This window comes from Streptomyces sp. NPDC007164 (assembly GCF_040634135.1).
In the GTDB taxonomy this organism is placed as follows: Bacteria; Actinomycetota; Actinomycetes; order Streptomycetales; family Streptomycetaceae; genus Streptomyces; species Streptomyces sanglieri.
On record NZ_JBEYFB010000002.1, the window covers coordinates 141,514 to 153,566 of the forward strand.

Below are 12,053 nucleotides of genomic sequence, written 5' to 3' on the forward strand. Positions count from 1 at the left end.
TGTGCTGAAAACGGGGGCCGGGAGGCTACACCCTCCGCGGCCCCCGCAAGGGTACGACGGATCCGCGCTACCGCATACTCACTGGTCGCGGAAGCGGACGATCTTGACGAACTCGTCGGCGTCCAGCGCGGCACCGCCGACCAGTGCACCGTCCACGTCGGGCTGCGCCATGATCGCGGCGACATTGCCGGACTTCACCGAGCCGCCGTACTGGATGCGGACGCCGTCGGCCAGCTCCTGTGAGTACAGTTCGGCCAGCCGGCCGCGAATCGCACCGCAGACCTCCTGGGCGTCCTCGGGGGTGGCGACCTCGCCGGTGCCGATGGCCCAGACCGGCTCGTACGCGATCACGATGGACTCGGCCTGCTCGGCCGGAACGTCCTTCAGACCGCCGTCGAGCTGCGCGAGGGTGTAGGAGACCTGGTCACCGGCCTTGCGGACGTCCAGTCCCTCGCCGATGCAGAGGATCGGGGTCAGGCCGTGCTTGTACGCGGCCTTCACCTTGGCGTTGCAGATCTCGTCGGTCTCACCGTGGTACTGACGGCGCTCGCTGTGGCCGACGGCGACGTAGGTGCAGCGCAGCTTGGTCAGCATCGGGCCGGAGATCTCACCGGTGTACGCGCCGGAGTCGTGCGCCGAGATGTCCTGGGCGCCGTACTTGATCTTCAGCTTGTCGCCCTCGACCAGGGTCTGCACGGAGCGCAGGTCGGTGAAGGGCGGCAGGACGGCGACCTCGACGGCGTCGTAGTCCTTGTCGCTCAGCGCGAAGCCGAGCTTCTGGGTGTGTGCGATGGCCTCAAGGTGGTTGAGGTTCATCTTCCAGTTGCCCGCCATCAGCGGGGTGCGAGTGGTCATGAAAGGTCAGTCCTCCAGTGCGGCGAGGCCGGGAAGCGTCTTGCCCTCGAGGTATTCGAGGCTGGCACCGCCACCGGTCGAGATGTGTCCGAACGCGTTCTCGTCGAAGCCCAGGGTGCGGACGGCCGCGGCGGAGTCGCCACCGCCGACGACGCTGAAGCCCGAGGAGTCGACGAGGGCCTGAGCGACGGCCCGGGTGCCCTCGGCGTAGTCGGGGTGCTCGAAGACGCCCATCGGGCCGTTCCAGAAGACGGTGGCCGCGTCGGCGAGCTTCGATGCGTACAGCTGGTTGGTCTCGGGGCCGTTGTCCAGGCCGATGAAGCCGGCCGGCATGGCGTCCGCGGGCACGGTGCGGTGCTCGGTCGGGGCCTTGGCCCTGAGGTCCGGGAACTGCTCGGAGACCACGACGTCGACGGGGAGCACGAACTCCACACCCTTGTCCTCGGCGCGCTTGAGGTACTCCAGCACCACCGGGATCTGGTCCTCCTGGAGCAGCGAGCTGCCGACCTCGTGCCCCTGGGCCTTGAGGAAGGTGTACGCCATGCCGCCGCCGATCAGGATGCGGTCGGCGCGCTCCAGGAGGTGGTCGATGACGCCGAGCTTGTCGGAGACCTTGGAGCCGCCGAGCACCACGGCGTAGGGACGCTCGACGTTCTCGGTGAGCTTCTTCAGGACGCCGACCTCGGTGGCGATCAGGTCACCGGCGGCGTGCGGCAGCCGGGCCGGGAGGTCGAAGACCGAGGCGTGCTTGCGGTGCACGGCGCCGAAGCCGTCGCCCACGTACAGGTCGGCGAGTTCGGCCAGCTGGTCGGCGAACGCGCCGCGCTCGGCGTCGTCCTTGGACGTCTCGCCGGGGTTGAAGCGGAGGTTCTCCAGGACGGCGACCTGGCCGTCAGCGAGCCCGGCGACCGTGGCGCGGGCGGACTCGCCGACCGTGTCGGTCGCGAACGCCACGTCGGCGCCGATGAGTTCACCGAGGCGGGCGGCGGCGGGCGCCAGGGAGAAGGCGGGGTCCGGAGCACCCTTGGGGCGGCCCAGGTGCGAGGCGACGACGACCCGCGCGCCGGCCGCGACGAGCTTCTCCACGGTCGGCTGGACGGCCCGGATCCGGCCGTCGTCGGTGATGGTGGTGCCGCTGAGCGGCACGTTGAGGTCGGCGCGGACGAATACGCGCTTGCCGGTGACCCCTTCGGCGATCAGTTCGTCGATCGTCTTCATCTTGCTGGACTCCTTGGAGGGCGGGAGAGCATGCGACGGGGCCCGAACGGCGCGACGTTGCGCTGTTCGAGCCCCGTGCTCACATCTTGGGTCTTCCGTTCGGATCGGGCCGACCCCGGCATGATCCGAACGAGAGGCCCCGGGTGCCTGCCGGCTCGACGGTCAGAGCTGGTTGCCGACGAAGACGGTCAGGTCGACGAGGCGGTTGGAGTAACCCCACTCGTTGTCGTACCAGCCGAGGATCTTCACCGACTTGCCCTCCTGAACCATGGTCAGCGAGGAGTCGAAGGTGCAGGACGCCGGGTCGCCGACGATGTCCGACGACACGATCGCGTCCTCGGTGTAGTACAGGATGCCCTTGAGGTCGCCGTCGTCGGCGGCCTTCTTGAACGCGGCGTTGACCTCGTCCTTGGTGACCTCGCGCTGGAGCTCGACGACCAGGTCGGTGGCCGAGCCGGTCGGGACCGGGACGCGCATGGCGATGCCGTCCAGCTTGCCCTTCAGCTGCGGGAGCACCAGGGCGGTGGCCTTGGCGGCACCGGTGGTGGTCGGGATGATGTTCTCGGCGGCGGCGCGGGCGCGGCGCAGGTCCGAGTGCGGGAAGTCCAGGATGCGCTGGTCGTTCGTGTACGCGTGGACCGTCGTCATCAGGCCCTTGACGATGCCGAAGTTCTCGTCCAGAACCTTCGCCATCGGTGCGACACAGTTGGTCGTGCAGGACGCGTTGGAGATGACGTGGTGGTTGGCCGCGTCGTACTTGTCCTGGTTGACGCCCATCACGATGGTGATGTCCTCGCCCTTGGCCGGAGCCGAGATGAGGACCTTCTTGGCGCCGCCGGCGATGTGCTTCTCGGCGTCGGCCTTCTTCGTGAAGATGCCGGTCGACTCGATGACGATGTCGACGCCCAGCTCACCCCAGGGGATGTCGGCCGGGTTGCGCTCGGAGAGCACCTTGATCGTGTGACCATCGACGGTGATGGTGTCGGCGGTGTGGCTGACCTCTGCCTTGAGACGACCCAGAATGGTGTCGTACTTCAGCAGGTGGGCCGTGGTCGCGGTGTCACCCAGGTCGTTGACAGCCACGATCTCGATGTCCGCACCCTGCTCCAGCAGCGCGCGGAAGTAGTTACGACCGATGCGGCCAAAGCCGTTGATGCCTACGCGGATCGTCACGAACCGATCTCCTCGTTAGGTACGCGGGGTTTTCACCCCGGCGAGTTGTATGAGATGTCCCCGACCGCCTCCGACCCTACCTCTCCGACGGCCGCGGGGTGACATCGAGCGGGGCCGTACGAAGCACCGCGGCCCGTACTCCTCGGTAGGAGTACGGGCCTCCGGATACCCGGCCGTACACGCAGCGACGATTACGGAGCGTCAACACCCCGGAGGGGTCGGCGAGTCCGGAATCCGGCCGGTTTCGACGGCCGTCGGGGGTCAGCCCACCAGGCCGTCTGCGAGCTCCTCGCCGAGGGTGGATTCGGTGCCGGGGATGCCCAGGTCCTGGGCCCGCTTGTCGGCCATCGCCAGCAGCCGGCGGATCCGGCCGGCGACCGCGTCCTTGGTCAGCGGCGGGTCGGCGAGCGCGCCCAGCTCCTCCAGGGAGGCCTGTTTGTGCTCCATGCGCAGCCGTCCGGCGGCCGCGAGGTGCTCGGGCACCTCCTCGCCCAGGATCTCCAGCGCGCGGCCGACCCGGGCGCCCGCGGCGACCGCGGCCCGGGCGGAGCGGCGCAGGTTGGCGTCGTCGAAGTTGGCGAGCCGGTTGGCCGTGGCGCGGACCTCGCGGCGCATCCGCCGCTCCTCCCAGGCCAGCACCGACTCATGGGCGCCGAGCCGGGTGAGCAGGGCGCCGATCGCGTCGCCGTCGCGGACGACGACCCGGTCCACCCCGCGCACCTCGCGGGCCTTGGCCGCGATGGAGAGCCTGCGGGCCGCGCCGACCAGGGCGAGCGCCGCCTCCGGGCCCGGGCAGGTCACCTCCAGCGACGAGGAGCGGCCGGGCTCGGTGAGCGAGCCGTGCGCGAGGAACGCCCCGCGCCAGGCCGCCTCGGCGTCGCAGGTGGCCCCCGAGACCACCTGCGGGGGCAGCCCGCGGATGGGGCGGCCGCGACCATCCACCAGGCCGGTCTGGCGGGCCAGCTGGTCGCCGCCGGCCACCACCCGTACGACGTAGCGGGAGCTGCGCCGCAGACCGCCGGGCGCCATCACGATCAGCTCCGAGCTGTGCCCGAAGATTTCGAGAATGTCCCGCTTCAGCCGGCGCGCCGCCATCGCGGTGTCCAGCTCCGCCTCGATCACAATCCGGCCGCTCACCAGGTGCAGCCCACCCGCGAACCGAAGAATCGCCGAGACTTCTGCCTTCCTGCAGCAGGTCCGGGTCACGGGAAGCCGAGAGATTTCGTCCTTCACCGCGGGCGTCATCGCCATGGGCCGATCCTTCCATGCATCCGAAAAATACGGTCGTACGCGGCGGCCAACAGCTCCGGATCATGGATCGGAACGCCGTCGGGCGATGCCACCGGCGCCAGCTCGACCGCGGCGCCGAGCCGCTTGGCGGCGTCGGCGAGGGACTCACGATCGGGCACAGCGGCTTCGTCGGCCAGCACCACGTCCAGGGCGAGTTTAGGGGCGTGTCGTCCCAAAACCTCCAAATGACGCTGCGGGGAGAAGCCATCAGTTTCACCGGGTTGCGGTGCGAGGTTGAGCGAGAGGACCTTGCGGGCCTTGGTCTCGACGAGTGCGTCGAGCAGTTCGGGGACGAGCAGGTGCGGGATCACGGAGGAGAACCAGGATCCCGGGCCGAGCACCACCCAGTCGGCGTCGAGGACCGCGGCGACGGCCTCGGGGACGGCGGGCGGGTCGTGCGGGACGAGGTGCACGGACTGCACCTCGCCGGGGGTGAGCGCCACGGTGGCCTGTCCGCGCACGGTGTCCACGTCGTCCGGGCGGGCCGGGTCGTGGCCCCGCACCAGCGCCTGGAGCTCCAGCGGCACGGCGGACATGGGGAGCACCCGGCCGTGCGCCCCGAGGAGCTTGCCGACCAGGTCGAGCGCCTGGACATGGTCGCCGAGCTGCTCCCAGAGGGCGACGATCAGCAGATTGCCGACCGCGTGCTCGTGCAGATCGCCCTTGGACTGGAAGCGGTGCTGGATCACCCGGGCCCAGGTCTGGCCCCAGTCGTCGTCACCGCACAGGGCGGCGAGCGCCTTGCGCAGGTCGCCGGGCGGCAGCACGCCGAGCTCTTCGCGGAGCCGGCCGCTGGAGCCGCCGTCGTCGGCGACGGTGACCACGGCGGTGAGATCGCCGGTGATCCGGCGGAGCGACGCGAGCGACGCGGACAGGCCCATGCCGCCGCCGAGGGCGACGACCTTGGGCTGCGCGCCGCGCTTGCGGCCGGACAGCCCGGAGCCGGACAGCGCGGAGGTGGCTCTGCGCAGCCGCCGCAGGCGCAGGTTGCGGCTGGTCACTCGCGCCCCATGTCCCGGTGGACGAGGACGGTCTCGATGCCTTCGGTCGCGAGCCGGGCGGCCAGCTTCTCGGACATGGCGACCGAGCGGTGCTTGCCGCCGGTGCAGCCGACGGCGATGGTCACGTAGCGCTTGCCCTCGCGGCGGTATCCGGCGGCGATGAGCTGGAGCAGCTCGGTGTACTGGTTGAGGAACTCCTTGGCACCGGGCTGGTCGAAGACGTACGCGGACACCTCCTCGTTGAGACCGGTGAAGGGGCGCAGCTCGGGGACCCAGTGCGGGTTGGGCAGGAAGCGGCAGTCGACGACCAGGTCGGCGTCGACCGGCAGGCCGTACTTGAAGCCGAACGACATCACCGTGGCGCGCAGCTCCGGCTCCTCGTCGCCGGCGAACTGGGCGTCCATCTTGGCGCGCAGTTCGTGCACGTTGAGACTGGAGGTGTCGATCACCAGGTCGGCGTCGCCGCGCAGCTCGCGCAGCAGGTCGCGCTCGGCGGCGATGCCGTCGACGATCCGGCCGTCGCCCTGGAGCGGGTGCGGGCGGCGGACCGATTCGAAGCGGCGGACCAGGGCGTCGTCGGAGGACTCCAGGAAGACGATCCGCCGGGTGACGTGCTTGGCCTCCAGGTCGGCGAGGGACTCGCGGAGATTGTCGAAGAAGCGGCGCCCCCGGACATCGACGACGACGGCGATCCGCGCCACGTTGCCCTGCGAGCGGGCGCCGAGCTCCACCATGGTGGGGATCAGCGCGGGCGGCAGGTTGTCGACGACGAACCAGCCGAGGTCCTCCAGACACTTGGCCGCCGTGCTGCGCCCGGCGCCCGACATCCCCGAGATGATGACCAGCTCGGGGATGGTCGCGGGCCCGTCGCCCGTCTCGTTCGTGGTGGCCGTACTCACTTGTGCCGCTCCGTCTGCTCGGTCGGTGCCGTCGGGCACGGCTTCCTGCCCGTGCCCGACTTCTTGCTCGTTCTCACGCTCGGTCATGTCGTGCTGCCCCCGTCGTCCTCTTCAATGATCTCTCCTGTCGCCGTGTTCACGGCGGGCGTGGCCGGGGCGGCCGACGCGAGGGCGACGGCCACTGATTCCGCCGTTCTGCGGCCTATCCCCGGAACCTCGCAGATCTCGTCGATTGTCGCCTGCTTCAGCTTTTTCACGGAGCCGAAATGCTTGATCAACGCCTGTTTCCGGGTTTCGCCGAGACCGGTGACGGCGTCCAGGGGGCTGGCGCGGATCCGTTTGGCCCGCTTGGCACGCTGGTACGTGATCGCGAAGCGGTGGGCCTCGTCGCGGACGCGCTGGAGGAGGTAGAGGCCCTCGCTGGAGCGGGGCAGGACCACGGGGTCGTCGTCATCGGGCAGCCATACCTCTTCGAGGCGCTTGGCGAGGCCGCAGACGGCGATGTCGTCGATCCCCAGCTCGTCGAGGGCGCGCTTGGCGGCGGCGACCTGCGGCTGGCCGCCGTCGACCACGACGAGCTGCGGCGGATAGGCGAACCGCTTGGGGCGCCCGTCGTCCTCACGGGGCTCGGCGTCCGGGTCGGGATCGGTGGTGCCAGGGGCGGGATCGGTGGTGCCGGGAGCCGGAGCGACGGTGCCGAGGGCGGGAGCGACGGTGCCGGGGACGGGAGCGGTGGCGGCGTCCTGTGGCGCCGGGACCGGTCCGGTCGGGGCGGGGGTCTCCTCCCACTCCCCCGTACGTTCCTTCTCCTGGAGGTACCGCTTGAAGCGGCGGCCGATCACCTCGTGCATAGAGCGGACGTCGTCCTGGCCCTCGAAGCCCTTGATCTGGAAGCGGCGGTACTCGCTCTTGCGGGCGAGACCGTCCTCGAAGACGACCATGGAGGCGACCACATCGTCGCCCTGGAGGTGCGAGATGTCGAAGCACTCGATGCGCAGCGGGGCGGTGTCGAGACCGAGCGCCTCCGCGATCTCCTCCAGGGCGCGGGAGCGAGTGGTCAGGTCGGAGGCGCGCTTGGTCTTGTGCAGCCCCAGGGCCTGCAGGGCGTTGCGCTGGACCGTCGCCATCAGGTCCTTCTTGTCGCCGCGCTGCGGGATGCGCAGGCTGACCTGGGAGCCCCGGCGGCCTGCGAGCCACTGGGAGACCGCGTCCGGGTCCTCGGGCAGGGCCGGGACGAGGACCTCCTTGGGGACCGAGTCGCCCGTCTCCTCGCCGTACAGCTGCTGGAGGGCGTGCTCGACCAGGCCCGAGGTGTCGACGTTCTCGACCTTGTCGGTGACCCAGCCGCGCTGGCCGCGCACCCGGCCGCCGCGCACGTGGAAGATCTGGACCGCGGCTTCGAGCTCGTCCTCGGCCACCGCGATCAGGTCGGCGTCGGTGGCGTCGGCCAGCACGACGGCGCTCTTCTCCATGGCGCGCTTGAGGGCCTCCACGTCGTCACGGAGCCGGGCCGCCCGCTCGTACTCCATCTCCTCGGCCGCCGCCATCATGTCCTTCTCCAGGCGGCGGATGTACGTACCGGTCCGGCCGGCCATGAAGTCGCAGAAGTCGTCGGCCAGTTCGCGGTGTTCCTCGGGGGTGACGCGGCCCACGCAGGGGGCCGAGCACTTGCCGATGTAGCCGAGGAGGCAGGGGCGGCCGGTCCTGGCGGCGTTCTTGAAGACGCCGGCGGAGCAGGTGCGCACCGGGAAGACCCGGAGCATCAGGTCGACCGTCTCGCGGATCGCCCAGGCGTGTCCGTACGGGCCGAAGTAGCGCACGCCCTTCTTCTTGGCTCCGCGCATCACCTGGACCCGGGGGAACTCCTCGTTCAGCGTGACCGCGAGGTACGGATAGCTCTTGTCGTCGCGGTACTTGACGTTGAACCGGGGGTCGAACTCCTTGATCCAGGAGTACTCCAGCTGGAGGGCCTCGACCTCCGTGGAGACGACCGTCCATTCCACCGAGGCGGCCGTGGTGACCATCGTGCGCGTACGCGGGTGGAGCGCGGCCAGGTCCTGGAAGTAATTGGCCAGGCGCTGGCGCAGGTTCTTGGCCTTTCCGACGTAGATCACCCGGCGGTGTTCGTCGCGGAATTTGTAGACCCCCGGGGAGTCGGGGATCTGTCCCGGCTTGGGGCGGTAGCTGGAGGGGTCTGCCATGTGTCCCACCCTACTTGCGGGCGGTGACAGTGCGGCCGCCCGGAAGTGGTGCCGTGCTCCGGGGCGCGGATCGCGGGAGCGCGCCCCGGAGCACGGGTCAGCGGGTGCCGCCGCCGGTCACGGGCTCTCCCTGCGGCGACGGTTGCGCAGCACGGTGAGACCACTGAGGGCGAGCACGACGAGGGCGCCCGCTCCGGCGGCGGCCGAGGTGGCGGTCAGCGCCGTGCCGGACGCGGTGCTCGCGGCGACCGTCCGGGGCTCGGTGGCGGGGGCGGCGGCGGGCGGGGCGTAGCCGCCCGCCTTGCCGGAGCGGGCGTATCCGGAGCCGGGGAGCTTGTCGCCGTAGGCGGCGCGCACCCGGGCGCGGTAGGCGGCCAGCGTGGTGCCGCGGGCGCCGACCGCGCGGACCGCGTCCCGGTCCAGCGGGAGCACCTTCGTCCCCTTCTGGACGAACCAGGCGTCGGTCTGCGGCTCACGGAAGACGGTCCCGCCGGGGAGCCTGCGGGTGCCCTCGGCCGCGTACCGCGTCTCGTCGTCGCCGCTGGCGATGTTCACCACCTGCCAGCCGCCGTCCCTCCCTTCCTTCGGAAGGGCCCACAGGGAGGCCTTCTGGCCGTCCGAGGAGACGGCCGTGGTGGCGAGGTAGTCCAGCCTGGCGACGGGCGCTCCCGGCTTCCCGGCCACGAAGTCCGGATCGAGGGTGTTCACGGGGACGGCCGCGCCCTCGATGCGCGGTGCGGCCGCCGACCTGGTGACCGCGCCCTCGCGGGCGAAGAACCGGGCCAGGGTGTCCAGGGTCGCGGGTTCGGCGGCCGCGTGCCGGGCGGCCGCCAGGGCGGCCGGGCCGGCGGTGGGTCCGGTGGCGGCGGCCGCCCCGGGGGCGGCGACGGTCAGCAGCGCGGCGCCGGTCAGGATGCCGGTGGCGGCCAGGGACGCGGCCGCGGACCGGGCGGTGCCGGCGGTCCGTGAGTGACGTGCGGTGCCTGAGTGGCGGACAGTGTCTGAGTGGTGTGCGGTTCCTGAGTGGTATGCGGTGCGTGCGGTGCTGGGGATCATTCCGTCACGCCCCGATCCGGTAGAGCGAGTGGGTCCAGGAGAACTCGTTGTTGTTCACGTACCAGTCGTGCGAGGCCCAGTTGTAGCGGTTGTTGGAGGGCCAGGGATCGCCCCAGTAGACCCAGCTGTCGGAGTCGTCGTAGCCGTACAGGACATGCATGTGACCGCCGCCCGACGACCACTGGATGCGGGTCTCGACGGGGCGGCCCGCGGCGATCTCGGCCTGGACGGTCGGGTAGCGCAGCCAGCCGGTGACGTACGAACCGGGGTTGACGCCGGCCCAGTACAGACCGTCCTGGACATTGCCCAGCGTGGCCTGCGAGTTGGGGCACTCGTAGCCCTGTGCCCGGCCGAAGGCGGCATTGCAGAACTGGTTCTGCGAGTAGTTGCGGCCGAACCAGGTGGCGATGGTGTTGCCGGACGCCGCCCAGCACCAGTTGGTCTTCTGCTGGGCCTGCATGGTGATGTTCAGCCGCTGGGTCGCGGCGAGACCACCGGCGGCCGCACCGGTCGCGGCGGCGGCCCGTGCGGCCGCCGGAGCCGGGGCCGGGGCCGCCGAGGCGGTCGCCGTCGGCACGGCGAGGAGTACGGCGGCCAGCGCGGCCAGGGCCGGGAGCCGTCCCGTTCGAATTCTTCGGATACGCATGACGTTCCTCCCGAGGCGGGGGGTGTGGGATCACAGGAGCGCGTCCGGACGCTGTCCGAGGAGCATCAACCGTTGTCGGGGACGGGTCAACACGCTTCAATGCGGGGGAACATCGCGGTGTGAACGGCGTGGCGGATACGTGAACGGCCGTGCCCCGGCCACCTGCGGCACCACCCCCACCGACGCGGTCCCCCCGACCCGCGTCGTGAACGTTCACCTGGAGGACCCCATGCGGCACACCGAGGCCGAACTGGCACAGGTGCTGCACACCGGCCCGTTCCATCTGGCGCTGCGCACCGCGCTCTCGGTGCGGGGGCTGCCGCTCCAGCGGGTGCAGCACCATCTCGCGCACCGCGGCGTCAAGGTCGGGGTGACGAGCCTGAGTTACTGGCAGCAGGGGGCCAGACGCCCGCAGCGCGCCGAGTCCCTGCGGGCCGTGAAGGCGCTGGAGGAAGTGCTGGAGCTGCCGGGGAACTCGCTGCTCCGGTTACTCGGAAGCGGGAGCACCCGCCCGGAGGCCGACCGTCCGGCCGCGCGTTCGTACCGTTCCCTGATGGAGTCGTCCGGCGCCGTGGAACGGCTGCTCGCGGCCATGGGATCGCCGGTGGACGGTGGGCTGCACACGGTGGGGCACCACGAGCGGGTGCGGATCGGTCCCGGCCGGGAGCTGCGGCAGCGCGAGTCGCAGCATGTGGTGCGCGCCCACCGGGACGACGTCGACCGCTATCTCGCCGTCCATCGGGGCGATCCGGGCTGCGATCCGGCGCGGGTGACGGTGACGGCCGGGGAGAACTGCCGGACGGGGCGGGTCCGCTGGGACCGCGGTACGGGGGTCCTCGTCGCGGAGCTGCTCTTCGACACCCGGCTGAGGGCGGGTGACACCTACCTCTTCGGCTACGGCTTCGACGACGGCACGGGAGGGCCGAGCGGCGAGTACGTGCGGGGGTTCAGCTTCGGCGGTGGGCAGTACGTGCTCCAGGTGGCCTTCGACGAGGCCGCGCTGCCGGTACGGTGCCGGCGCTTCGCCCAGGTCTCGGCGGGGGCGCCGCGCGGCGCCCGCACGGACCTCACGCTGACTGGCCGGCACCGGACCGTCCACCTGGTGGAGCAGGGCGTACGGTCCGGTCTGGTCGGCATCGACTGGGACTGGGAGTGAGTCCGCCCCCGGCCGGTGTCTCGCCGGCCGGTGTCAGGCGTCGGGGCCCGCGACCAGCCGGCCGCCCTCGACCCGGACCGGGACCGCGGGCAGCGGCGCGGTCGCCGGGCCGTGCATCGCCTTGCCGGTCGTCGTGTCGAAGTGGCTGCCGTGGCAGGGGCACGTCCCCACGTTGTCCTCGACCTTGTCCAGCAGACAGCCCGCGTGGGTGCACTGGGCGCTGAACGCCTTGTACTGGCCCTTGGCCGGGCAGTTCACGATGACCCGCTCGTTGCGGAAGAGCTTGGATCCGCCGACCGGGATGTCGTCCGGTGCGCCGAGCTCGACGGGGGCGGTCGGCGTCGGCGTCTCGGCGTGGCCGAGCTTCGATTCGGTCGAGCAGGCGGCCACTCCCAGCCCGGCGGCGCCGGCGAGAGCGGCACCCTTCAGCACGGTACGGCGGGCGGCGGGCTGGCCGGACATGCGGTCTCCACTGGTCGGAGGGGCGGATGGGCACCGGACAAGGCTGAGGCACCGCGAGTACCAGCAGTACCGCGGGCATCGGCGCCATCGGTGACA

General features: G+C 71.2%; 11 protein-coding genes. 1 reads left to right on the forward strand and 10 read right to left on the reverse strand.

Annotation, left to right across the window (positions count from 1 at the left end; all coding sequences use genetic code 11):
* Positions 1–78 precede the first annotated feature (78 nt).
* The 9 genes from tpiA to ABZ622_RS05210 form a co-directional block, all read right to left on the reverse strand.
* Positions 79–855, reverse strand: a complete 777-nt coding sequence (gene tpiA / locus ABZ622_RS05170; RefSeq protein ID WP_124718314.1) for a triose-phosphate isomerase — start codon at positions 853–855, stop codon at positions 79–81.
* Between the two features lie 6 nt (positions 856–861).
* Entirely contained in the window at positions 862–2,073 is a 1,212-nt protein-coding gene (locus ABZ622_RS05175; protein ID WP_360540530.1) for a phosphoglycerate kinase, read from the reverse strand.
* Positions 2,074–2,235: 162 nt separating this feature from the next.
* Positions 2,236–3,246: a type I glyceraldehyde-3-phosphate dehydrogenase gene (gene gap, locus ABZ622_RS05180; protein ID WP_266916638.1), complete on the reverse strand. Its 1,011-nt coding sequence runs from the start codon at positions 3,244–3,246 to the stop codon at positions 2,236–2,238.
* Between the two features lie 261 nt (positions 3,247–3,507).
* Positions 3,508–4,497 carry a DNA-binding protein WhiA gene (whiA, locus tag ABZ622_RS05185; RefSeq protein ID WP_259929390.1) on the reverse strand — a complete coding sequence of 330 codons (990 nt, stop codon included), beginning with the start codon at positions 4,495–4,497 and terminating at the stop codon, positions 3,508–3,510.
* Positions 4,488–5,537 (reverse strand): uridine diphosphate-N-acetylglucosamine-binding protein YvcK, encoded by a 1,050-nt coding sequence (gene yvcK, locus ABZ622_RS05190; RefSeq protein ID WP_360540533.1) that lies wholly within the window; start codon positions 5,535–5,537, stop codon positions 4,488–4,490. Before yvcK ends, whiA begins: the two co-directional genes overlap by 10 nt.
* Positions 5,534–6,523: an RNase adapter RapZ gene (gene rapZ, locus ABZ622_RS05195; RefSeq protein WP_360540535.1), complete on the reverse strand. Its 990-nt coding sequence runs from the start codon at positions 6,521–6,523 to the stop codon at positions 5,534–5,536. The genes yvcK and rapZ overlap by 4 nt, the downstream gene beginning before the upstream one ends.
* Positions 6,520–8,637: an excinuclease ABC subunit UvrC gene (gene uvrC, locus ABZ622_RS05200; RefSeq protein WP_360540537.1), complete on the reverse strand. Its 2,118-nt coding sequence runs from the start codon at positions 8,635–8,637 to the stop codon at positions 6,520–6,522. The genes rapZ and uvrC overlap by 4 nt, the downstream gene beginning before the upstream one ends.
* 117 nt (positions 8,638–8,754) lie before the next feature.
* On the reverse strand, positions 8,755–9,693 hold the full coding sequence (locus ABZ622_RS05205) for a hypothetical protein (protein ID WP_360540539.1): 939 nt from the start codon (positions 9,691–9,693) through the stop codon (positions 8,755–8,757).
* Between the two features lie 4 nt (positions 9,694–9,697).
* A complete protein-coding gene (locus ABZ622_RS05210) occupies positions 9,698–10,339 on the reverse strand; it encodes a papain-like cysteine protease family protein (RefSeq protein WP_360540541.1) in 642 nt (213 codons plus the stop codon).
* Positions 10,340–10,568: 229 nt separating this feature from the next.
* On the opposite strand from ABZ622_RS05210, the gene ABZ622_RS05215 reads away from it, so the two are divergent.
* The gene (locus tag ABZ622_RS05215; RefSeq protein WP_360541011.1) at positions 10,569–11,495 is read left to right on the forward strand and encodes a hypothetical protein; all 927 of its coding nucleotides are present in this window, start codon (positions 10,569–10,571) and stop codon (positions 11,493–11,495) included.
* Positions 11,496–11,528: 33 nt separating this feature from the next.
* Here the strand turns inward: ABZ622_RS05215 and ABZ622_RS05220 are convergent, their stop codons facing one another.
* Positions 11,529–11,957 carry a Rieske (2Fe-2S) protein gene (locus ABZ622_RS05220; RefSeq protein ID WP_360540543.1) on the reverse strand — a complete coding sequence of 143 codons (429 nt, stop codon included), beginning with the start codon at positions 11,955–11,957 and terminating at the stop codon, positions 11,529–11,531.
* Positions 11,958–12,053: the final 96 nt, after the last annotated feature.

Bases quoted from the DNA above. Each gene is read 5' to 3' on its own strand.
- ABZ622_RS05215 (WP_360541011.1), top strand. From the start codon at position 10,569: ATGCGGCACACCGAGGCCGAACTGGCACAGGTGCTGCACACCGGCCCG.
- ABZ622_RS05220 (WP_360540543.1), bottom strand. From the start codon at position 11,957: ATGTCCGGCCAGCCCGCCGCCCGCCGTACCGTGCTGAAGGGTGCCGCT.
- ABZ622_RS05205 (WP_360540539.1), bottom strand. From the start codon at position 9,693: ATGATCCCCAGCACCGCACGCACCGCATACCACTCAGGAACCGCACAC.
- uvrC (WP_360540537.1), bottom strand. From the start codon at position 8,637: ATGGCAGACCCCTCCAGCTACCGCCCCAAGCCGGGACAGATCCCCGAC.
- rapZ (WP_360540535.1), bottom strand. From the start codon at position 6,523: ATGACCGAGCGTGAGAACGAGCAAGAAGTCGGGCACGGGCAGGAAGCC.
- ABZ622_RS05210 (WP_360540541.1), bottom strand. From the start codon at position 10,339: ATGCGTATCCGAAGAATTCGAACGGGACGGCTCCCGGCCCTGGCCGCG.
- ABZ622_RS05175 (WP_360540530.1), bottom strand. From the start codon at position 2,073: ATGAAGACGATCGACGAACTGATCGCCGAAGGGGTCACCGGCAAGCGC.
- tpiA (WP_124718314.1), bottom strand. From the start codon at position 855: ATGACCACTCGCACCCCGCTGATGGCGGGCAACTGGAAGATGAACCTC.
- whiA (WP_259929390.1), bottom strand. From the start codon at position 4,497: ATGGCGATGACGCCCGCGGTGAAGGACGAAATCTCTCGGCTTCCCGTG.